This is a genomic window from Neptunitalea chrysea (assembly GCF_027924145.1).
Lineage (GTDB): Bacteria > Bacteroidota > Bacteroidia > Flavobacteriales > Flavobacteriaceae > Neptunitalea > Neptunitalea chrysea.
Genome location: NZ_BRVP01000009.1, coordinates 95,501 through 119,753 on the forward strand (window position 1 = coordinate 95,501; position 24,253 = coordinate 119,753).

Below are 24,253 nucleotides of genomic sequence, written 5' to 3' on the forward strand. Positions count from 1 at the left end.
AAAAGCGTCATTAATTTACCGGTTAATGGCGCTTTTTTTTATGGATATAAACGATCTTTTCTAACGTACAATTAGTACTTTTAACCTCGTTAAAAATTGCCTTTGTACATATGAAAGTAATAGTCAGATTATGGGTACTTGTTACCTTGGGTGTTTTAGTTTCTTGTAATACAACTACAAGCTCAGAGCAAAAACATGCTGCTACAGATACCATTCCGCTACCCGAGGAGGTTACCGCTAAGAAAATTGTACCACAACGAACCGCAATACAGGAAAAAATTTCAGATAGTCTATATCTGGTTGCTACTAATGCACGTATGATTGGTAATACGGCAAAAGCCATTGCTATTTGTGAGCAAATTGTGGCGGCAGATGCCTATTATACTAGTGCCAATAAGCTATTGGTAAACTTATATACAAATTCTGGTAAGTTTAATGAGGCACTTTCGGCTAATAAAAAGGTGTTGCTTACAGGAGACCCTACTTTTGGAGATTATGTACATTCCGGATTGTTATTGGAAGTAATGAATAAGCCTGCGAAGGCAGCATCCTACTACAAGCAAGCACAACGACTACTTAAAGAAAAGGAAGGGGCTTATTGGAAGCGTGTAGATACATTAGGAATGATTTCTATGTTTATTGAGGTAAGAGATACCATAAGAGGAAATGAATTAATAGAAACAATGATAGCTAATAAAGGAATGGATGAAACTCAAAAAAAGGCATTCATTAATTTTGGTAAAAAATCGCATATCGATAAAATAAATCGATTAAAGGCATTGCTCAAGAAAAATGAGTAAACTACTTCGGGGCAATTTCACAAAGCATTTAGTAAGCATTGCATTCCTATTTCGAAAGACGTCTCAGAGTATGTAATTTCTAGTATTGAGCCACTTCAAAATAGCGGTCAAGCTTCATCTTTCTGCGAGACCTCACAGTCAGATTTTTTTCTAAAAACCACAATAGGTGAGCATGTCAAAGCTTGTTTTCTACTTTAGGGTTTCAGGGTGTAATATGTTGTTTTATAGTTGTTTTTTGAAGTTAAAAATAAGAGAAATCGTTGTAGGTTAAATTATCAGTGGCGAACAAATCATTTTACATTTTCTTAAATTTCCTTCAACATATTTTTATTTCCTTTGTCAAATGACAAGTGATACTACAGCTATTAATACGTTGGTTAAGCAAGTAAAGGCTTCTGATGAAAAAGCCTTTAGAAAGCTATTCAATTTATTGTGGGAGCCACTGTATTATTACGCATTTTCACTTTTACAAGAAGAGTCTTTGGCCAAAGATATGGTACAAGATGTTTGGATAGACTTCTGGGAACGTCGTAAAGACATCCAAAACGATAATATAAAAGCATATTTGTACAAGGCTGTCCGATTTCGTGTATTAAAAGAACTTCGTAACATTAAATTTAGTGAGTCGCACTTAGAAGCATTAAAAGAACTGCACATAGAAAATGCTTTAGAAACCGATGATAGCGATATAATTACACTTGACGAGACAAAACAACTGATTGAAAAAAAGATGGAAGTTTTACCCGAAAAATGCAAAGAAGTATTTAAGTTGAGTCGTATAGACGGACTAAAAAATAAAGAAATTGCAGAAGAGTTGGGGATTTCTGAAAGCACAGTAGAAAATCACATCACCAAGGCCTTTAAATTACTTAAAAAATCGGCTGCCTTACTATTCTCTTTAACACCTATTATATAATCTCTTTTGTAAAGAAATTAATCTTCATTTATTAACTCACTGTAAACAAATCGGTGGATTTTCTTCTTGAATATTACCAAAACATTAATTGAAAAAAATGAGTAGGGGTAAACATGTCTTGTTGGTATATAAGGCAAAAGACACTCGATGACAGAGAAGAAGTTTAAGCAATTATTGCAGAAATATTTTGACGGAAAGGCAACAGATGCTGAGGCGGCACTGATAAAAAAGTTTGAGGATTACTTTACCCATACTGGTGAAGAAAAGGTATTTACCAATGCTCAAACGAAAGAACGATTAAATGCCGAAATATTTAGTGGTGTACAAAGTCATATGAATACCAACGGATATTATTGGTTGCGTATAGCAGCAGCGGTAGTTGTGTTAGTTGGAGTAGGTTTGGGAGCTTATTTCTTTACCGATACACTACCTAACAACACCATTGTATATAATAAAGGAAATGCTCCAAAAGAGTTGGTGCTGGCAGATGGGTCTGTAGTAACTCTTAATATTAATAGCCAGTTAGAGTATACAGAAAACTTTAATACAGAAATGAGAAATGTGAAGCTTAAAGGGGAAGCATTTTTTAAGGTAGCTAAAAATCCTGAAAAGCCATTTATAATTAAAACGGGCGATTTACAAACCAGAGTGGTAGGTACTCAATTTAATATAAAACAAAGGAGTCAAGATATTAAAGTTACCGTAACCGAAGGACAGGTAAAGGTATACCACCAAAAGGATACTGTAAACTTAGTCTTAAACGAACAAGGAATTTTTGATGTACCAAGCGGAAGTTTAACCGAATTACCGGTAACTGCTGGTTTGTATAATCTATGGCAACATGAACGAGTAACATTGAGCGGTATATCTATGGAAGATTTTAGTAAGGTGTTAACAGAACTGTATGATGTAACCTATGAGTTTAAAGATGACGATGCTAAAAACGTATTGGTGTCTGTAGGATTTAGAAGAGGAGAAGAACTAGATAAAATTATAAACCGTATTAATCTTTTAAACGAAGTTAAAATAACCCATAACACAGCAAAAAATAATATGATTTTAATTGAAAAAGTAGACTAAAAAAGAATGAACAAAAAAGAGGGCCTGCAGCCACAGGCACCTCCTAAAAGCGCCCATGTAAATAGATAACACAAACACTTAATTACATTTTTATTATGAATTTGAAAAAAAACAGGCACATATGGTGTGTCGTTGCTTTCTTCTTATTGTTTTCATCTTCTTATGCCCTTGATGCGAACAAAATAGAGGAAACAAAAATAACTATTAATTTAGAAAATGTTTCGTTAACCAAGATTTTTTCAGAGATCAGCAAAAAGTCGCACGTTACATTTACCTATGGTGAGTTTGTTTTAAAGAACAATACTTCTTACAAAGCAGTGTATACCAACGAAACGGTAAAGAACATTTTAGACAATTTAGCTAAAAAGGCCGATTTTACATACATAGCTCAGGAAGATGATGTAATTATAACAGAGTCTCAAAAAGTTACAAGTACTAAAAGATTACAACAACTAGAGGTTACTGGTAAAGTAACCGACGAAACGGGCGTACCTGTACCAGGAGTTACCGTTATGGAAAAAGGAACCTCTAACGGAGTTTCAACCGACTTTAATGGGGAGTATAAAATTACATTACAAAGTGAAGATGCTGTTTTATCAATCTCTTACTTAGGGTATAAGACCATAGATGTTTCTGTAAACGGGCAAACGTCTATCGATATATCACTTGTTCCAGATGCAGCTCAATTAGATGAGGTAGTTGTAATTGGGTATGGTACCCAAAAGAAATCAGATCTAACAGGTTCGGTAACTTCTTTAAATGAAGAAGATTTAAATAAAGGATTGGTGACTTCTCCAGAGCAATTAATTCAGGGTAAAGTAGCGGGTGTTACGGTTACCTCTGCTAGTGGAGAACCTGGAAGTGCTCAAAACATTACCATTCGTGGTATGGGAAGTTTACGTTCGGGGTCTACTCCTTTATATGTAGTAGATGGTTTTGCTTTAGATAATACTAGTAATGGGGTACCAACTAACCCATTAAACTTTCTTAACCCTCAAGATATTGAAAGCATTGATGTTTTAAAAGATGCTTCTGCTTCTGCTATCTACGGTGCTAGAGCAGCTAACGGGGTAATTGTAATTACCACTAAAAAAGGAAAAGAAGGAAAAGCAAATATGCAATTTACTTCTAGCGTTTCTATTTCTAGCATGGCTAATAAAATGGACGTTTTCTCTGCAAGTAAATTCCGTACTGAGGTTCAGGCTATTGGTGGTACATTAGATGACGGTGGTGCAAACACCGATTGGCAAGATGTATTAACAAGAACTGGGATTTCTCATAACTTAGGATTCTCTGCTAGTGGAGGTAATAGTGATACAAAATACTACGCTTCTGTAAATGCAGAAAATTTAGAAGGTATTTTTGCAAATAGTAATTTAAGACGTTATTCTGCTAGAGTTAATTTAACGCAGGAGTTATTTAACGATCGTTTTAAAGTAGACTTTAACTTAACGGGTAGTAGAACTAAAATGGAAAGACCATTAATTACTACCATTGTTGGAGACATGTTAACTATGAACCCAACATATGCTGCTTATACAGATGGCGAGCCTACTACTACTTTTAATAATGGTGCTTTTAACCCGCTTATTAGACAAAATTTATATGGAGACGATACCAGTAACAACCGTATTTTGGCAAACATTTCTCCGTCTCTTGAAATTATTAAAGGGTTAACCTATAAATTAAACTTAGGGGTAGACTATTCGGTAACGAATCGTAACGTACAGAACACACCAAACTCACTACCTTTAGAAGAGGGAGATTTAACTGTTAACTATGCTGAAAACAGAAACACTTTAGTAGAAAACTACTTTACTTATGATGTTGCTTTTAATAAGCATAGCATGTCATTCTTAGCAGGACATACTTATCAGGAGATATTTTATGTAAAAAGAAGCTGGTCTTACAGCGATTTCCCTGTAAATGGGGTAGAGCCAAGCTACCAATTAGAAGCTGCTGGTGAAACTTTTACACCAACTTCTGAGGCTACTATTAACGAGTTACAATCTTTCTTTGGTAGAGTGAATTATAACTATGACGATAGATATTTACTTACCGCTACTTTTAGAGCAGATGGTTCTTCTAAATTTGGTGATAATAACAAATACGGATACTTCCCTTCTTTAGCAATGGTTTGGAGAATTACGCAGGAAGATTTTATGAAAAGTCAGGATATCTTCAACAACTTAAAATTAAGAGCTAGCTGGGGTAAAACGGGTAATCAAGAGATTCCTAGTAAAATTACACAAGCAAGTTTTGAAGATTCTACCGGAAAAAATGTTACGTATCCGTTATACGAAACAGGAGATTACCCTGTAGGGACTATCTATACACGTATTGCGAACCCTGATATTCAGTGGGAGGTAACTACGCAAACAAACATTGGTTTAGACTTTGGTTTTCTTGATGGTAGACTAAGTGGTAGTGTAGATTACTTTAGTAAAGTATCTGATAATATCTTATTAGAAGTTACACCAACAGACCCTATTCAGCCTACCGATACATACTGGACTAATATTCCGGGTATGAAAATTAAGAATAGTGGTGTTGAATTGGCTTTAGATTATACACAGGCTATTTCAGATAAGTTTAAAATTAATGTGGGAGGTAACGTAAGTTTTATTAAAAACAAAGTTGAAAGCTCTCCTTTTAAAGTGCTTACTACCGGATCTGCACAAGGACCTGGTTTAACAGGTGCTACTGTAAATGGTTATATCAACGGACAGCCTATTGGTTCTTTCTACATGAAAGAGTTCTTAGGAATAGATGATGACGGGTATAATATTTTTAGAGATGTGAACGGAGATGGTGAAAGTACTGATGATGACCGTGTGGCGGTAGGTTCAGCTTTACCAGATGTAAACTATGCATTCTACATTAATATGAACTACAAGAAGTTTGATCTTGGGTTGAATTTTAATGGGGTTGCTGGAAACAAAATATTCAACAATACAGCATTAACATCATTCACTGTGGGAGATTTATCAATTTCTTCTAACACTACAGATCTTGCATTGCAGTATCCTAACGAAAATGTAAACAATACTTCTGAAATTTCTACGCGTTACCTTGAAGATGGTAGTTACTTACGTTTAAATAATGCTACACTTGGATATACATTAGACTCTAAAATTTTAGGATTCCAAGATGTAATTAAGAGTATTCGTTTATCTGTTACTGGTCAGAACTTATTTGTAATTACAAACTATAGTGGTTTTGATCCAGAGGTTAATATCGATTATTCTACAGGAGGTGTACAATCTTTTGGAATCGATTACTACAGTTATCCAAAGGCTCGAACTTTCTTGTTTGGCTTAGATGTTAATTTTTAATCTTAGAAAATCAATTTTAAAATGATAAAGAAAATATTTATAGCGTTTTTAGGGTTCAACTTATTATTTATAAGTGGATGTACCGATTTAGACGAACAAATTTTAGATGAATCCTTAACCGGAACAGGAGAGGCAGATGTAGTTGATGGTATTGTAGCTCCGGCATATGGCCCGCTTCCACAAGCTTTTAGACATACACGTTATTTTGGATTGCAATTAATTTCTTCTGATGAAGGTATTTTACCTCCTCGTGGAGCAAACCAAGATTGGTATGATAACGGTAAATACATAGAGTTACATAAGCATACCACTACTACGAGTAATGGAGTGGTTGGTGATACTTGGTCGTACCTAACTTTATTATTATCAAGATCAGTAACGGCTATTGAAGTATTAGAACCTTTAGCAGAAAGTGATGCTCAGGCACAGGCTGCTTTATATGAAATGAAAGCCTTAAGAGCTTATTACAACATGTTGTTTTTAGATAACTGGGGTATTGTTTTTAAGAAAGACAGTAACGACGAAACTTCTGAAATTTTACGTACACAAGAAGCCATAGATTATATTGAAAGCGAATTTTTAGCTATAGCAGATTTAATTGGTGACGATTTAGGTCCTGGTAGAATTTCACAACCAGCTGTATATGGTATGTTATCTAGATTGTATTTGAATGCTGCGGTTTACCGTGATCCTTATGGAACGCCTTCATTTACATCGCAAGATATGGATAATGTAATTTACTACTGTAACCTAGTAATCAATTCTGGTAAGTATACACTTTCTCCTGAGTATTTTGAGTTGTTTAATGATGACAATCATGATAACGCTGAGTTAATTTTTGCAGTTGATCAACGTCCTGATATCGAGGGTAGCCATAACCGTTGGGCATATTGGTCACTTTCTGGTAGTATGTACCCATTGCCAGAGTATCCTGGAGCAAATGGTACAGATGGACCGGCTATTACTCCTGATTTCTACCAAACATGGGTAGATGCTTACGGAAGTGTAGATCCGGCAGAGGCTGATAACCGTTTCTTTAAAGAAAATCTAGAGATTCCTGCTGGTTTAACAAACGATGATTCTTTCTGTATAGACGGAGCTGATTTTGAAATTAACAGAGGTATTTTAAGAGGTGTTCAGTGGGGATTACGTAATGCTGACGACGGACAACCTTTTGATTTATGTTCTGATGGTTCTTATTTTGTAGGAGCTGTGATTGAGCAAAGAGATGGGTATAATAGCTATGTAGATCATACGTTGTTAATTGACCTTGAAACCAATAGAGATTACTCTGATGGATACCGTGTAGAGAAATACGAATTCTCTAGTACTTCTAACACTGGTAGAAATAAAGGGCAGGCAGATTTAGTATTGTTACGTTATGCAGATATTTATATGATGCGTGCTGAAGCGTATTTAAGAAACGGAGATAATGCGAGTGCATTGGCAGACGTTAATACTGTAAGAACCTCAAGAACTGCTAGAACTCCTATTCCTGCAGCGTTGTCTTCTATCGATTTAGATATCATGTATCGTGAGCGTGGATTTGAGTTTTACTGGGAAGCACTTAGACGTACAGATATGATTCGTTTTGGTCACTATGAGGATTCTTGGACATCTAAAACAGATACGGATGTATACAATAGATTGTTCCCAATTCCACAGAGTGCAGTTGACGGAGCTTCTAACACGCCTGGATATTTAGAGCAAAATTCTGGTTACTAATAATAATTGAAGTACTTAAAATATATAGTAATGGCAGTAAGCATTTTTACTTGCTGCCATTACTTTTTAAAATAAGTTGATGATGATGAATTTTGGTAAAATAGCATTAGTAGGTGTATTGACATCTTTTGCTATTGGATGTACTGATATAAAAAATACAGAGGAAGCTGCTACCACCGATACTGAACAAGAAGAACCGCTAAGTGTTATTTTTATGATAGGTGACGGAATGGGGGTTCCGCAGGTATCTAGTGCTTTCTATTTTGGTGAAGAAACCCCTAATTTTAAACAATTTACATCCTTAGGATTAAGCAGAACCTCGAGCAGTGATTATTTAATAACTGATTCTGCAGCCGGAGCTACCGCTTTTTCTATTGGTGAAAAAACATATAAAAGAGCTATTGGTGTAACCACCGATACGGTTGCAAAACCTACTATTTTAGAGCAACTGCAAGATAGGGGCTATGCCACTGGGTTAATTAGTTTAACTGCTATTACACATGCAACTCCGGCGGCGTTTTATGCGCATGTACCAGATAGAGATATGCACGAAGAAATTGCGATGCAATTAGCCAATGCAAATATTGATTTTCTTGCAGGTGGTGGTAAAAAGTTTTTCAATAAACGTACCGACGGAATCAACCTGATGGATACTTTGATAGCCAAAAATTACCATATAGATACGGTTGACTTAGGAAAGGTAGACTATAAAAAATCGAATGCCTTTTTATTAGCAGAAGACGAATTGCCTAACAAACTAAAAGGGAGAGGTGATTTTCTGCCGGATGCTACTAAAAAAGCACTGGATTATTTTGATGCCAAAAAGAAACCGTTTTTTATGATGGTAGAGGGCTCATTTATTGATTGGGGTGGTCATGCTAAAAATGATACCATGATGATACGAGAGGTACTAGATTTTGATAAAACTATAGGAGTGGTGTTAGACTATGTAGAAAAACACCCAAATACGTTAGTTGTGATTACGGCCGACCATGAAACGGGGGGTGTTAGTTTGGGTAAGTACTACGAAATGGGGGCAGATGGTAAGCAACATGAAGTAAAAGATAAGATACAAGTATATTTTCAGGACAATCAACACAGTACAGAATTGGTTCCTGTATTTGCCAAAGGCAAAGGGGAAGAACTCTTTAGAGGAGTGTATGAGAATAACGAAATCTATCACAAATTTATGCAGGCTTTAAATAACACAACTCATGAAAAATAAAACATTCCGATTTTTACTACTAATAGGATTATTAGTATTGGGTGTTACCTATACGTTTGCGCAACAAGCAACGTACGGCATGCACTCGCACAACGATTATCATCAGCAGTTTCCGTTTTGGAAAGCGTATACCAATGGAGCCAACTCTATAGAAGCCGATGTGTTTTTAAAGAAAGGTACTTTATATGTAACGCATGCAGAAGATGAAATTATTGCAGCTAATACCATAGAATCATTGTATCTGACGCCTATTGCCAAATTGGCTAAAGCGAATAACTTAAACAAGGTACAGCTATTGGTAGATGTTAAATCGGATGCGAAAGCTACCCTAAAAGCATTGGTTAAGGTATTAAAAGAATATCCTGAGCTAATTAATAATAAGAATTTCAAGGTCGTTATTTCGGGAAATCGCCCAGCACCAAAGGAGTACAAAGCGTACCCTAATTTTATTTGGTTCGACCATCAAAATATAGAAGACTTAGATACCATTGATTTGAGTAAGGTGGCTTTGGTAAGCAAAAGCTTTAAAGAGTATTCGGTTTGGAACGGATTAGGGCGTATTACTGCCGGAGATTCTGACAAGCTGAATGCGGTAATTACCAAAGTGCATAAAATGGGGAAACCTATGCGCTTTTGGGGAGCACCCGATACCAAAACCGCTTGGTACCGTTTTGCTACCATGGGAATTGATTTTATAAATACCGATAAACCAGGAATCGCAGCTGAGTTTTTGGCGCATATGGATGAGCAAACCTATACGTTAGAAAAGGGCATTAATGTGTATACACCTGCCTATGATTATGATGCAGCGGCTACTCCTATGAATATTATTTTAATGATAGGTGATGGTAACGGATTGAGTCAGATTACTTCGGCTATGATTAGTAACGGAGGAAATCTTACTGTTACGCAATTAAAAGATATAGGTTTAGTAAAAACCTCGTCTTATGACGATTTGGTAACCGATTCTGCTGCCGGAGGAACCGCTATGGCAACAGGTAAAAAAACCAATAACCGTGCAATTGGTACCGACCCCAATGGAAAGCCATTAGAAACGTTAGTAGAATACCTGTCGGCTAAAGGGTATATCTGTGGACTTGCTACTACCGATAGAATTACCGGCGCTACGCCGTCTGCGTTTTATGCACACGTACAAGAACGTGATGATAGTAAAGCTATTTTAAAAGACTTAACCCAGAGTAATGTACGCTTTTTTGTAGCGGCAGGGGCAGAGGATCAGGAGGCGATTGCTGAAGCATATACGTTAAAAGATGTAGCCCATTTTAACTCGGTTACCGATAAAACGAGCATGTATTTGTCTGAAAAAGGACTAGCAGCAGCGTTTGAAAGAGGGACTATTTTCCCAATGCATGTAAAAAAGGTTTTAGAAACCTTAGAAACGCAGGACAAACCCTATTTTATGATGATTGAGGGGGCTAAAATTGATAGTAACGGACATACCAATAATGTAAAAGGTATTGTAGACGAAATGCTGGATTTTGACCAAACCATTGCGGAGGTATTAAAAGTAGCAGATGCGAATAAAAATACGTTGGTTATTATTACTGCCGATCATGAAACATCTGGTTTTGGGATTATGCAGGGTACCGATAACGGTGGTTTTAAAGGAGGTTTCTTAACCCACGATCATACGGCGGTGATGGTACCTTTATTTGCCTACGGACCACAAGCGGCCATATTTAGAGGGGTGTATGAGAACACCGAAATTTTTAAAAAAATAGTTGAAATAACAGAATAACTTTTCATAGAGTTTATTCTAAAATATAAGCAGGATTGCTTTTTTGTGTTTTTAGTTGAATTACGTAAAGCGCGGCTGTAAAAGCCGCGCTTTTTTTCTTTCTCGTCACCCTGAATTCATTTCAGGGTCGCATCTGAGTCAGCCAAACAGCACGTGAGCTACTTGTGCGATGCTGAACCAAGTCCAGCATGACGGGCAAAGCCCGAATCGTCCACCCTGAAATTTGTTCAGGGTCTCATGAGATTGAGTCATCAACTTTCAACTAAATACATTCAAAATTTAAGATAGAAATTCAGTCCGTGAGCTACTTGTGCGATGCTGAATCAAGTCTAGCATGACGGGCAAAGCCCGAACTGTCCACCCTGAAATTTGTTCAGTGTCTCATGAGATTGAGTCATCAACTTTCGACTAAATACATTCAAAATTTAAAATAGAAATTCAGTCCGTGAGCTACTTGTGCGATGCTGAATCAAGTCTAGCATGACGGGCAAAACCCGAACCGTCACCCTGAAATTTGTTCAGTGTCTCATCAGAGTGAGCCAAACAGCACATGAGCTACTTGTGCGATGCTGAAATAAATCCAGCATGACGAGTTTCATTTCAATTCAAAATTTATCATCTCATCAGAGTAAGAATTCCCCATTGGGGTTAGAGGGTAGTTACTTCACCTGTTTCCAGATTCACCTTAAAATGCTGTGCAGGAGCTCCATTTAAAAATGCATCAATACAATAGAATACCTGTTGTAGTTGCGCTTCAAGGGTATCTTTTGGGGTATTATTTTTATAAGCTAAAATCAATTGGCGGTAGTATTTTAGTCGTTCCTCAGGAATATCTTGCAAGGCCAATACATCGGCATTTCGTAGTTTATAAAAATCATAAATCACATCGGTACCCGTCCAGTTGGTTTTGGTAATAGACAAGCCCACTTTTTGGGCAATATCTTCTAAAGAGGCTTGTTGTAAATACGATTTAACAGGCTCAGGCCAGTCGTTGATAAAACGCAACCGAACCAGCTCTTTTAAATGCCATAACATAAAATCATGATAGGTGTCAGATTCAAGAACCTCCATATTCCAAATGTTAGGAGAATGTAATTCATTTAAAAATTCATGTTCTGTCTCATACATAGGGAACAATTCATCAAAGTGAGGTACGGAATCTAAAGTCACAGTTTCAACTTCAATGGTTGTTTTATCATGCAACGTTAAAATCTTATAGCCTGGAATATATGCTGCCAATGAGGGCGACTGAATATTCACCAATGTATGTCCGTTTTTAGTGGTGCGTATTCCCGTGTCGTTAATATGCATATGTCCGGCAATATGAATGGTAATTCCGGCATCAGCAAAGGCTTGGGCTACGGCTTCGTCTGGTACACGTTCTAGTTGCCACTTTTTAGATCCCATAAATTTTGCAATGGTAGCGCTGGCATCATCGTTAAAATCAACCATGGGGAAATGACTAAATGTAATTAGTGTTTTGTTATGTTTTTTTGCTTCGGCAGCTACTTTTTTAGCCCAATTTATTAGGTGTTTTTTGTTGGTAAGTACATTGTTGTAGCCCGTACTGGCTCCATGGTAGTTGTGAGGGTCAGCAGGATTTCCGTTGGTGTTTTTAGGGAGGTATACATCGCCATCTATGGCCAATAACCAAATGCCCGGTACAGGTTCTACCACATAACTAACATCGGGTACGGTAAAACCGGGTGCTACCTCATAGGTACGTTGGTCTAAGTTGGCTGCTGCCTGTGCTTTTTTATAGGTGTAAGTTTCGTACGAATAATCAGAAAATGGCGTAGCCCAATAGGTATATTGTTCTCTTGGGAAAAAGCCGAAATCACCGAGCTCTTTTAAAATGCCATCGTACCCCATTTTAGCAATGTCTTTGGTGATAATGGTAGGATGTTCTGTTTCTTTATTAGGGGTGTATAATCCTTCTGTACTAAAAATAGGTTGTGCTTTTCCGCCTTCCCCTAGAAAGTCATTTTTACCAGATTCTTTAAGGAACGGTCCCACCGGATCATGATTTCCGGTAGTAATAAAAAACTGTATGTTATACGCCTTTTCATATTGATGTAAAATACGACTCAACCCTTTTATATGAATGGGCTGCCCGTCATCGGAATAGTCGCCCGGTAAAGCTACTAAATGAATATTGCGTTTGGCAATATCTTCCAACGCTGTTATAAAAGCAAAGTAATTCTCATTAAAAATACGGGTAGAATGTAATTGCGAAGCCATGGTTCTAAGAATCGTAGGCTTTCCGGTATTCGGATTCACAATGCCGTTAAAATCGGTGTCTGAAAAACTACCGTAGATGTCTTGCAAATGCACATCGGCTAAAAAGGCAATTTGCGTAGTTGGAGTTTGTTGCGCCATAGTAACAGAACTATACAAGAATAGTAAACTAAAAAGAACCTTATGAAACATATACAGTTATTAAAACCTCTAAGATACAATAGCAGAAAGTAAAGCGTGTTAAGGGAAATTTAAGGTTAGTAGCCCCCATTGGTGGCTAGGGGGCTTTTATTTAACCCTATCCTTATTTTGTTTTACAAAACTATCCCAACCACTGTAGTTTTTAGTTTTAGCAGGTTTGCCGTCGTTAAAGAAATGACATACCGCCGCGGCTAGTCCGTCGGTAGAGTCTAGGTTTTTTGGTAGGGTTTTAATCCCTAGCAGTTGCTGAAGCATTTTAGCCACTTGCTCTTTGCTGGCGTTTCCGTTTCCGGTAATCGCCATTTTTATTTTCTTAGGCTCGTATTCGGTAATCGGTATTTGGCGTGAGAGTCCGGCTGCCATGGCAACCCCTTGGGCACGCCCCAATTTAAGCATACTCTGTACATTTTTTCCAAAGAAAGGAGCTTCAATAGCAATTTCGTCGGGGTGATGCGTATCAATAAGTTCTATAGTACGTTCAAATATTTTCTGAAGCTTCAGGTAGTGGTCGGTATACTTTTTAAGGTCTAGTTCGTTCAATTGTAAAAACTCCATTTTACGATTCACCACCCTAATAAGTCCGAATCCCATAATGGTAGTTCCCGGATCCACTCCTAATATAATCCTCTCTGTTTTCAATAGTATTGCTTTATTACGTAATTTGCGTGCATGCCTATGCACTACAACAAAGCTAAACAATATCTGATAGTTCTGCTGAAAGTAACCATTATATTCGCTGCTTTTTGGGTAGTATACCACCATATAAGTACCGAACCAGAAGGATTTACCTATCTTTTAAACGCTCTTAACCAAGCACATATGGGGTGGTTGCTGTTAAGTATTGCGTTATTATCTGTTATTAATTGGGGATTAGAAATTATAAAGTGGCAACAGTTAGCAACGCTATTAGCCCCCATTAGTTTTGTACAAGCCTATGTACAAACCATAGGTGCCCAAACACTGGCAGTACTTACACCGGGCAGGTTAGGAGAGTACGGAGCCAAGTCGTTATACTATGCCAAAGAAAAAAGAGCTACCGTTTTTGAACTTACCTTTTACCACAATATGCACCAGTTATTAATAACCTGTATAGCGGGGTTGCTAGGTATGCTATATCTGCAAATGTATCAGTTGGTTAGTATGGTAATTGTAGGTACAATATTAGTATTGTTAGCCTTCAAGTTTTTAAAAAATATCACCATAAAAAACTACTCGCTAGCCGTACTTTGGCAAGATTATAAGCAACTTCCTTTGGCAAACAGAAGGCTTAATTTATTCGTTTCCTTAGCAAGATATTTGGTGTTTTCGCATCAATTTTATGTATTCCTGTTAGCGTTTGGGGTAGCTGTACCCTATGGTATTTGTATGAGTGTTATTGCCGTGATGTATATTACAGCGTCGCTGCTTCCGGTAATGGCGTTATTTGATGTGGTATTAAAAGCAGGAGCAGCAGTTTTTTTGTTTTCGGTATATCATATTCCGGCATCGTTGGTATTGGGAGTAACGTTGTTAATGTGGATTTTTAATACGGGTTTTCCCGCCTTGTTGGGTACCTTTGTAATAGGTAAATCACTTCTGGGGAAGCCCACGAAGTATTTATAAGCATTATGTTTTAATTTCGAGACAAGCCTCGGAGTATAGAATCTCGATTATCGAGTAAATTTAGACTTAAATCAACTGTAGCATGATTATTTTTTGGGTAGTTATTTGTACCGTTTATGGTATGCTAGTCCTTCTTTTATTATATGGCTTTACCAAGGTAAAACCCTTTAAACTCTCTAAAAAAATGGATGCTATTGGATTTACCATTGTTATTCCGTTTAAAAACGAAGCCGAGCATCTGGCATTATTACTTTCTTCGTTAAAACAGTTAGAGTACCCTAGACATTTATGGGAGGTGCTATTGGTAAACGATAATTCAACCGATACCTCAGAGAAAATTGTACTCGATTTTATGACCGAGCATTCAACGTATAATATCCATTTACTAAATAGTATACGCCATACCAATAGTCCGAAAAAAGATGCAATTGGGTTAGCCATCACGCAAGCCCATCATGATTGGATAGTAACTACCGATGGTGATTGTATAATACCTTCTAAATGGTTAGAAGTGTTGGCCATGTTTATTACCAAGTACCAGCCAAAAATGGTAGTTATGCCAGTTGCTTACAGTGTAAATAATACCTTTTTAGAAAAGTTTCAGCTACTAGATTTTCTTAGCTTAATGGGAAGTACCATAGGTGGTTTTGGTATAGGAAAACCTTTTATGTGCAACGGGGCTAATTTGGCATATGCTAAAGAGGTGTTTAACGAGGTAGAAGGCTATAAGGGCAATACACATATTAGTAGTGGAGATGATATCTTTTTAATGGAAAAAATACAGGAGAAGTATCCTGATGGTGTACGTTATTTAAAATCGGTTAAAAGCATTGTAGCAACGGTACCGCAACCTACCTTAAAAAAGTTGTTGCACCAGCGTAAACGCTGGGGTGCCAAAGCAAGCGCCTACCGTAATCCAATAACAAAGTTGGTGGCGGTTATTGTATTGCTTATGAATATGGCATTGCCTATATATACGGGGTTGGTGTTCTTAGAACAAATGAGTGTAAAATGGTTGCTGCTTGGATTTGCAGTAAAAATGAATTTGGACTTTTTTATGATTTACACTACCGCTGGCTTTTTTAATCAGCAGCAAATGCTTCGCTCGTACTATTTGGCTGTGTTTATTTATCCGTTTTTTATTACTTACACCGCATTTAGTAGTTTTTTTGGTACATATACTTGGAAAGGAAATACGTTTAAAAAATAAATTAATATTTTTATCTATATAACTAACATTTATGAAAAAAACATTTCTTGGTTTACTTATGTGTTTGGTAACACTGGCAGGCTATACCCAACAATCGTATACGGTTAATAAGGAACGTGTAACTATGCAGACAGAAGTAGAAGGTGCCCTGTCTTTATATGTACATAAAGAGAATAATACGTACCGTTATTTTGTGTCAAAAGAAGGTACTTTTTATGAACTTAAGAATACGCAGAATCAATCAGCTAAGTATCAGTTTGAATACAAAGAAATTTTAAGAGAACTTACCTCAGATGCAGACATTTCTGTGAATATAAATAGAACAACCTTAACCCTTACCAGTATTAAAAAGGTTGTCATAGCTTACAACAAGGCGAAGGATAGCAATTATGTATATACCAATATTCATTTTCAGATGGGATATAGGTTAGGTGTTATGGGGGGTGTTTCTAACAATGTGTATACATACAACCCAAACAATGTAATGGCACCACAAATTACGGCTGAGTTGGAAGTGTATAATAAGCTTGCACCAGCGTCGGGTCACAGTGCTTTTGTACATGTAAGACATAACTTTACAGCAACAGATTATGATTATTCGGCTACCCAATTGTCTATTAACTATAGATATAAGGTTGTGAATAACGAAACCTTTAAATTATACGGCCAATGTAAAATTGCTACTTTTGGGTATAAATCGTTCACCAAGGCATATGCTATTGAAGACGGAGGTATTATAACCTTTGACGAAGATGGTTTCGATTTGGATATTCCAGTTATTTTTGGTGTTGGGGCCGACATAAAACTATCTGATAACATGTTTGTAACATTACAATATACAGATATTGTTGCCATGTTTTATGATGCAAATGATGAGTTTCCTGTAGATGTAAACTTGGGACTTAAATTTACGCTATAACAGCAATGATTAAAATACATAAAACTACTAGTGAGCATACCGATTTAGCACATAGAGATGGGGCAGACCATGCGTTTTTTGCCCAGTTTAATAAAATAGACATGCTGCAACATGTTGTGGTGGCGTACGTAGATAGTATTCCTGTAGGGTGTGGAGCTGTTAAGCTCTATGAACCCGGAGTGATGGAAGTAAAACGTATGTATGTAAGTGAAACCGCCAGGGGTAAAGGGATTGCCACAGCAGTACTAAAGGCGCTGGAAGAATGGGCAACAGCGTTAAATATGATCCGATTAATTTTGGAAACGGGAGAGAAACACCCCGAGGCTATCGGACTTTACAAGAAGAACAACTACCAAGTGATACCGAATTACGGACAATATAAAGAGGTAGCAAGTAGTGTGTGTTTTGAAAAGCTATTATAAATATTTAGCCAAAACTTAATACAAGCTTCTTTTTTGTACCTTAGGAATAGTGTAATTTGGAGGTATGAAAACAACAATAATTCTTGCCTTGATAGGTTTATTAGTTATGCCGATTCAAAAACAACCTTTGGTAATTGGGCACCGTGGTGCCATGGGATATGAAACAGAAAACAGCTTACCTTCTATTCAGAAAGCGTTAGACTTGCATGTAGATGCAATTGAGATTGATGTGTTCGTAATTAAGTCGGGTGAGTTAATGGTTTTTCATGATGATGATTTGGAACGTATGACTGGAGTAAAAGGAAACATTGAAGGCTTTACCTATGAGGAGTTGCAAAAACTAAAACTTACAGGCGGATATAAGATACCTACACTGCAAGAGGTAATGGACTTGATAGACGCAAAATGTAGATTTAATATTGAGTTAAAAGGCGCTAATACAGCTGGGCCATCGTATAAGGTGGTACAAGAATATATAGCCACCAAGGGTTGGACAAAAGAGCATATCATCTTTTCGAGTTTTCGTTGGGAGGAATTGGAAAAAATGTATGCTTTAGATACCACCATGCCATTAGCGGTATTAGTGGATGGTGATCCACTAAAAGCGATGGATATGGCTGTTAAAGTAAAAGCCGAAGCTATTAATCCGCAGTATAGTAAGCTTACCGAGGCCAATGTAGCCCGTATACATAGTGCCGGTTTTAAAATTTATACCTGGACCGTGAACAATGATGAAGATATTTCATATATGAAAACGTTAGGCGTAGAAGGTATTATTACCAATTATCCTGATAGGGAGGAGTAGCTGAATATTTTCTATAAAATACCTATAAGTAGGTATTGATATGTTAGGGGCTTATTTCTATTTTTTATTGAAATCATAAAACCAATTAAGACTATGGATTTAAGTGAATACTTTGATGGGATAAATTTACCCAATAGTACATTAGCAGAAGGTACTTCAAAAGAAATTATATCTAAGGAAGTTGAAGAGGAGATTGATTTAGCAAATACCGATGATTGGTCGGTAGGTATTACACCTTCATTGGCAGGTTCAGTATGTCTTTATAACAATACTACCATACCTGCAGATGATGAGGTTCTAATGAAATTGAACTATGCCGATGTGGTACATACTTCAGGGATATTAGCTTATACCATTACAGGTAGAGTAGCTCCGTCTGTTAGTTTTACTTCTGGAAATTTTGATTTTGGGATTAAGGCCAATCAGGCATTGTCTTTTTCGTATTATTCAGTACATGATAAAACTAGCTCGTTAATGGGTGCAGTTATAGATGATGTTACCCATTTTAAAAATATTCTGTCGTTAAAAAGTATTAAAAATTTATCGGATAATTCGGCGCTTACAGCATCTTTAAACGGTAGTTTAGAAGGGAGTGTTTCGGTATCGTTGTCAGATACCTTGAGTGCTTCTTTAAAAGAGATTTCTAAGGTGTTATCGTTATCAGATGTGTTACAGTTAAAGATAGCTTCGGGAGCCGATTTAAAATGTACCTATAAGATTGAAGATTCTTTTGAGATACTTATACAGAAGAAACAAGATGAATACTTTGTAGCCTTAAGTAAGTCGCTTACCCAAAAAGGGACTGTTGATGCGAGTCTTAAAGTTGGGGTTAGTTTTGATAATCCGGAACTGATAACCGAAGCCTTAGATGCGTTTATTAGTGATAAAGTAACCCAGTTGGTGGAGGTAACTACGGGGCTGCTTGATAAACTACCAGAGAACTATACCGATTTTGATTTTAAAAAATTACTAGACATTGCAGATAAGTTAGGGATAGATGTACCCGATACAGTAAAATCTTTTGAGAATATAGAAGCTGTGAAGGGGCTGATAGCTGATAAGGTTGCAGATGCACATGAGCTACTGGAAGAAAAATTAATAGACGATATAAAAGGAGTTCTTAAAAGTACGTTAGAACTTGGGGTTGGGTATTCATACTCGTATACCAAAACAGAGGAAACCTTATTAAGTGCCACCTTTACAGAGGCTGCTTTAGAAAGTCAGCACAAGAATATTATCCGATTAAGAGCGAATAAAATTTTAGAAGCATCGGAAGTAGATAATACTGCAATTGCGCTTATAGAATACAAAAAAATTACGGCTACAGAGATTTTAAAATCACTTAAAATAGGTTTAACTATTGGTGATTTTGGACTAAGCCAAACAGATACCCGAAAAGTGACCAAGAGTGAGCATCATTTATATAAAGATGATGTGATACAAAAAAAGGTGACCGACTTAAGCTATGTAAGAACAGCCAAGCTAGTGTTGTTTGGTCCCGAGGCGGAATGTTCCTTCGCATTTAATACAGAGATGCCTAAATACATACCGCATAACGATAGGTTTGTTACCAATATGTTCTCGTACGGAATTACGATTTCTGCTAATTATAAAGATGGTAAGAAATTAACTCGTCATGAGTTTAAAGAGTTTCTAGACTTTGCGGTTTGCTGGGGTATATTACCGGAAGATAAGTTTGAGAGCACGTATAATGAGTTAATACAAGAAGTGAAAGGTGAAAAAGGGGTTTCATTTGAGTTGTTGTTGAAAGTGCCTTCAAGACCTTTGGTAACTGAGGAAGGAAATTTTGATAGCTTATTAGAAACTATTTTAGGATTAAACATCAATGAAAAGGCATTGATTCTAGCTCAATGTTTACCTTATATAAAAGCATTTTATGGTAGACGAAATTTAACCCAAAAAGAGGAGGTGTATGTACCGTTTTTTAGATACTATTTAACCGATGCTGTAGAAGGTAACCTGAGTGACTATGAAATTGAAGAGAAACTAGGGGATAGTTTTAATAATAACGATAATGTGAGTCGTCATTTACTGAGTTATGAAAAGGATCATACCAGAAATGAATCACGATTGAGTTTCTTGCTAAGTTCAGACAATATGTATGAAGAGCTTAAGGAATTAACGGATACATTTCAATTAGTAAAAGATAGATTGGATAGGTATATTGAGGAGAAAGGAACTTTGGGAAGTAATACGTTTAAGAGATCTCTTTTTGCTAGCTTCAACTTAAAACATGTGTATGAAGTACGTATTTTGGGAGCCATTTTTGCGTATGCCGCTAAAAAAGCAGGAATAATGAATGAAGTAACTACTAGTATGACCATTAAGGTACCCGAAGAAGATGACATTCTATTAAGTTCTTATGAAAAAGAAACTGAATAGTAAAACAATATATAAAATAAAAACCCTCAGGCATAATTAAAGCGCCTGAGGGTTTTTGAATAATAACAGGTATTATTATTTTATTCTTCTTTATTGTCTAAAGGGACAATAGGATATTCATGATCTTCTAATTTCTTAGGTTCAAACCTTCTACTTTTCATTACTCTAAACTTTAAACGTAAAGACAGGTAAAATAGTACAGGTACAATAACTAATGTTAAGAAGGTAGCAAAAACCAAACCAAAAATTACCGTCCATGCTAAAGGTCCCCAGAAAATTACATTATCACCACCAATATAAATATTAGGGTCAAACTCAGCAAACATAGAGAAGAAATCAATGTTTAAACCAATAGCTAACGGAATTAACCCTAATACGGTAGTAATCGCCGTTAATAATACTGGGCGCAAACGTGCTTTACCTCCTTGTGCAATAGCTTCTAATACCAATTCTTTTGGTAAAAAGGCATTGTTTGGCGCGCCAATTTCTTCTTTCTTACGGTCTAGTAATATTTGTGTATAATCTAGCAGTACTACCCCGTTGTTTACTACAATACCCGCCAGTGATATAATTCCCATCATGGTCATCATAATTACAAACGGCCATCCGGTGATGGATAATCCTAAAAATACGCCAATAAAACTCAGGAACACTGCCACCATAATAATAGTTGGCTTAGAGATAGAGCTAAACTGGAAGATTAGAATAAGCATAATTAATCCTAAACCAATAATTAATGCAGACATTAAGAATGCCATTTGTTTGTTTTGCTCTTCTATCTGTCCGGTAAAGTCAGACTTAATAGTATCCGGAATTTTAAATCCGCTGGCATCTAGTTCTTTCTTAATGTTTTCTACCACAGCCCCTGCATCACTATAGCCAGGAGCAAGGTTAGAGTATACAGTTACCACACGTACAGTTTCTTTGTGCTTAATAGCTGTGAACGAAGCCGTGTTCTTATAGCTAACAACCGATGATAGTGGTACTTGTTTCAATTGCCCCGAAGCCTGATCTCTAAACGTAATCATTTGGTTAAACAAGGCACTCATATTGTAACGATTATCTTTATTAAAGCGCACATAGATATCGTAATCGTCACCGTCTTCTTTGTAAACCCCTGCTTTTTCGCCAAAAATAGAACGTCTTAGCTGGGTTCCAATCATGGCAGCCGTAACACCTAATTCTCCGGCTTTTTCACGGTCAATTTCTACCTTCATAGAAGGCTTGGATTTATTTACATCCAGCTTAAGTTCATCAACTCCTTCAATATTTTTACTGTTTATAAAGTCGCGCATATTCTCTGCAACCGTAATCAAGTCATCATAGTCTTCACCCGAAAGTTCAATATTAACTGGGTATCCTGCTGGTGGACCAACAGCATCTTTTTCAACCGATATTAATACACCAGGGTATACATTACGCAAGGTATCTTTAATACGGTTCATTAAAACTTCAGAGTCTTTTCCTTTACGGTATTTAAACTCTCTTAGCGTTAACGATACCTTTCCTTTGTGTGGCATTTCTGCCGCAGAACCTCCATCGGTTTGTGGGTTCCCTGCACCTTCACCTACCTGAGATACGGCAGCTTCAACCATAAAGTTTTCACCGGTTTCTTTATCAATATACATAGCATCATTGGCTATGGCATATACACGCTTTTCAATCTCTTTGGTAAGTTTGTTGGTTTTTTCAATATCGGTACCTTGTGGGTATTCTATATAGGTGAAAATCTGATTCGGTTTGTTATCAGGGAAGAACAATACCTCCGTTTGTTTATTTTTTAAACGGCTACCAAACCACATTAACGATACAATTAATAGTAACACGGTACTACCAACATATACCAAAGGCATACGCCCTGATAAGGCACTCCTAATGATTTTTTCATAGAAGTTTTCCCATACGGTAAGTATTTTGTGCTGAAACCATTCGGCTACTTTTACTAAAAATAACTGGTGAATCCAGAACATAATAGCCACAAAAATCATTAAGGTACCCAATCCTTTTACAGCGCCACCTGTAAAGAATATCAATAATCCCGGAATAATTAATACAATACTAATTACTACTAATTGCTTAATAGAAAGTTTGTCTTCCTCTACCTTCATAAACTCTGATACCAACATGGAGTTGATAAAAATAGCCACAAAGAGTGACGACCCCAGTACAACAGAAAGGGTAATAGGGAAGAGCTTCATAAACGATCCCATAATACCCGGCCACATGGCTAGCGGTACAAAGGCGGCTACCGTAGTAGCGGTAGAAATAATAATAGGTACGGCAATTTCACCAATCCCTTTTTTAGAGGCTTCCATACGGCTCATGCCTTCTTCATCCATTAAACGGTATACGTTTTCAACCACCACAATACCGTTGTCTACCAACATTCCCAGACCCATAATAAGTCCGAATAAAATCATGGTGTTCAAGGTATAGCCTAAAGTGTCTAAAATCATGAACGACATGAACATAGACATAGGAATTGCAAACCCTACAAATAAGGCGTTTCGGAATCCTAAGAAGAACATCAATACAGATACTACTAAGAAAATACCAAAAATGATGTTATTTACTAAGTCATCTACCTGATTAATGGTTCTTTCAGAAGTATCATTCGCCTTGGTTATTTTAAGATCCTGAGGTAATTTTTTGGCAGCATCTTTTAAAATAACATCTATTTTTTCAGATGCATTTACCATGTTTTTACCGGCACGTTTTTTAACGTCTAACATCACAACGTTGTTACCCATATCGCGGGCAAACGTAGTTCTGTCCTCTTCTTTAAAAGACACTTTTGCAATATCCTTAAGATATACAATACCATCGTTTGTTTTAACTACAAAGTTGTTAAGCGCAGCAGGGTCATCTACCTCACCAAGTACACGTATAATTCTACGTTGTCCTTCAGTAATTAAGCTCCCGGCAGAGAGGGTTACGTTACCACCCCTAATAGCGTTGATAACATTATCGAAGCTTACTTTAGCAGCCATCATTTTATAAATGTCTACGGCAACTTCCACTTCTTTTTCTTGTGCCCCACGAATACTGGCTTCTTTAATTTCTTCCAGCCCTTCTATTTCATCTTGCAAGTATTCGGCAAAATCTTTTAGTTTTTCAATCGGGTAGTCACCACTAATATTAATGTTCATGATAGCCATTTCTTCCGAAAAATTCAGGTCAAATACATTCGGTTCTACTTTGGCATTATTAAATGTAGGCCAGTCTTCACTGGCTTTTTTGGTATCTACTTCGTCTTTTACGCGTTGCTTCGCAGCTTCCACCGTAATGTTTTCGTCAAACTCAATGGTAATAATTGAGTAATCTTCCTGAGAAGTAGACTCAATATCTGTTTTGTTATTCAGATTTTTAAGTTCGTCTTCTAAAGGCGTAGTAATTAGTTTCTCTATATCCTCGGCAGTGTTACCCGGATACGCTGTACTAACATATATTTTGGTTTCTTTAACCTCGGGAAAACTTTCTCTAGGCATTCCGTTGTAGGCCATAGCACCTACAATCAGGAAGATAGCTACCACTACATAGATAGTAACCTTATTATCAATAGCCCAGGATGAGAGGACAAATTCTTTATTTGTTTTACTTTTGCTCATAGTCT

General features: G+C 36.8%; 16 protein-coding genes. 13 read left to right on the plus strand and 3 right to left on the minus strand.

Going from position 1 to position 24,253, the window contains the following annotated elements; genetic code table 11:
* The first annotated feature begins 110 nt into the window (after positions 1-110).
* The 7 genes from NBRC110019_RS08090 to NBRC110019_RS08120 all read left to right on the plus strand — a co-directional run bounded on the left by NBRC110019_RS08090 (position 111) and on the right by NBRC110019_RS08120 (position 10,840).
* Positions 111-800 (plus strand): hypothetical protein, encoded by a 690-nt coding sequence (locus NBRC110019_RS08090; protein ID WP_281753884.1) that lies wholly within the window; start codon positions 111-113, stop codon positions 798-800.
* A 343-nt stretch (positions 801-1,143) separates the two neighbouring features.
* Positions 1,144-1,716, plus strand: a complete 573-nt coding sequence (locus NBRC110019_RS08095) for an RNA polymerase sigma-70 factor (protein ID WP_281753885.1) — start codon at positions 1,144-1,146, stop codon at positions 1,714-1,716.
* A 147-nt stretch (positions 1,717-1,863) separates the two neighbouring features.
* On the plus strand, positions 1,864-2,796 hold the full coding sequence (locus NBRC110019_RS08100; protein ID WP_281753886.1) for a FecR family protein: 933 nt from the start codon (positions 1,864-1,866) through the stop codon (positions 2,794-2,796).
* Between the two features lie 95 nt (positions 2,797-2,891).
* Complete coding sequence (locus tag NBRC110019_RS08105) at positions 2,892-6,131, plus strand: SusC/RagA family TonB-linked outer membrane protein (protein ID WP_281753888.1); 3,240 nt, start codon at positions 2,892-2,894, stop codon at positions 6,129-6,131.
* A 21-nt stretch (positions 6,132-6,152) separates the two neighbouring features.
* Positions 6,153-7,856, plus strand: coding sequence for a RagB/SusD family nutrient uptake outer membrane protein (locus tag NBRC110019_RS08110; protein WP_281753889.1), 1,704 nt, complete (start codon positions 6,153-6,155; stop codon positions 7,854-7,856).
* Positions 7,857-7,935: 79 nt separating this feature from the next.
* Entirely contained in the window at positions 7,936-9,081 is a 1,146-nt protein-coding gene (locus tag NBRC110019_RS08115; RefSeq protein WP_281753890.1) for an alkaline phosphatase, read from the plus strand.
* Positions 9,071-10,840, plus strand: a complete 1,770-nt coding sequence (locus tag NBRC110019_RS08120) for an alkaline phosphatase (RefSeq protein ID WP_281753892.1) — start codon at positions 9,071-9,073, stop codon at positions 10,838-10,840. The genes NBRC110019_RS08115 and NBRC110019_RS08120 overlap by 11 nt, the downstream gene beginning before the upstream one ends.
* A 648-nt stretch (positions 10,841-11,488) precedes the next feature.
* Here NBRC110019_RS08120 and NBRC110019_RS08125 read toward each other — a convergent pair.
* Both NBRC110019_RS08125 and ruvC read right to left on the minus strand, forming a co-directional pair.
* Positions 11,489-13,270 carry a metallophosphoesterase family protein gene (locus NBRC110019_RS08125; protein WP_281753894.1) on the minus strand — a complete coding sequence of 594 codons (1,782 nt, stop codon included), beginning with the start codon at positions 13,268-13,270 and terminating at the stop codon, positions 11,489-11,491.
* A 96-nt stretch (positions 13,271-13,366) separates the two neighbouring features.
* Entirely contained in the window at positions 13,367-13,918 is a 552-nt protein-coding gene (gene ruvC, locus NBRC110019_RS08130) for a crossover junction endodeoxyribonuclease RuvC (protein WP_281753897.1), read from the minus strand.
* Between the two features lie 36 nt (positions 13,919-13,954).
* On the opposite strand from ruvC, the gene NBRC110019_RS08135 reads away from it, so the two are divergent.
* The 6 genes from NBRC110019_RS08135 to NBRC110019_RS08160 all read left to right on the plus strand — a co-directional run bounded on the left by NBRC110019_RS08135 (position 13,955) and on the right by NBRC110019_RS08160 (position 20,640).
* Positions 13,955-14,881 (plus strand): lysylphosphatidylglycerol synthase transmembrane domain-containing protein, encoded by a 927-nt coding sequence (locus tag NBRC110019_RS08135; protein WP_281753899.1) that lies wholly within the window; start codon positions 13,955-13,957, stop codon positions 14,879-14,881.
* An 82-nt stretch (positions 14,882-14,963) separates the two neighbouring features.
* Complete coding sequence (locus tag NBRC110019_RS08140; protein ID WP_281753901.1) at positions 14,964-16,091, plus strand: glycosyltransferase family 2 protein; 1,128 nt, start codon at positions 14,964-14,966, stop codon at positions 16,089-16,091.
* Positions 16,092-16,122: 31 nt separating this feature from the next.
* Positions 16,123-17,010 (plus strand): putative outer membrane beta-barrel protein, encoded by an 888-nt coding sequence (locus NBRC110019_RS08145; protein WP_281753903.1) that lies wholly within the window; start codon positions 16,123-16,125, stop codon positions 17,008-17,010.
* Positions 17,011-17,015: 5 nt separating this feature from the next.
* Positions 17,016-17,432 (plus strand): GNAT family N-acetyltransferase, encoded by a 417-nt coding sequence (locus NBRC110019_RS08150; protein WP_281753905.1) that lies wholly within the window; start codon positions 17,016-17,018, stop codon positions 17,430-17,432.
* 64 nt (positions 17,433-17,496) lie between these two features.
* A complete protein-coding gene (locus tag NBRC110019_RS08155; protein WP_281753907.1) occupies positions 17,497-18,237 on the plus strand; it encodes a glycerophosphodiester phosphodiesterase in 741 nt (246 codons plus the stop codon).
* A gap of 93 nt (positions 18,238-18,330) precedes the next feature.
* The gene (locus NBRC110019_RS08160; RefSeq protein WP_281753909.1) at positions 18,331-20,640 is read left to right on the plus strand and encodes a hypothetical protein; all 2,310 of its coding nucleotides are present in this window, start codon (positions 18,331-18,333) and stop codon (positions 20,638-20,640) included.
* Positions 20,641-20,720: 80 nt separating this feature from the next.
* Here NBRC110019_RS08160 and NBRC110019_RS08165 read toward each other — a convergent pair whose 3' ends face one another.
* On the minus strand, positions 20,721-24,248 hold the full coding sequence (locus NBRC110019_RS08165) for an efflux RND transporter permease subunit (protein ID WP_281753911.1): 3,528 nt from the start codon (positions 24,246-24,248) through the stop codon (positions 20,721-20,723).
* Between the last annotated feature and the right edge of the window lie 5 nt (positions 24,249-24,253).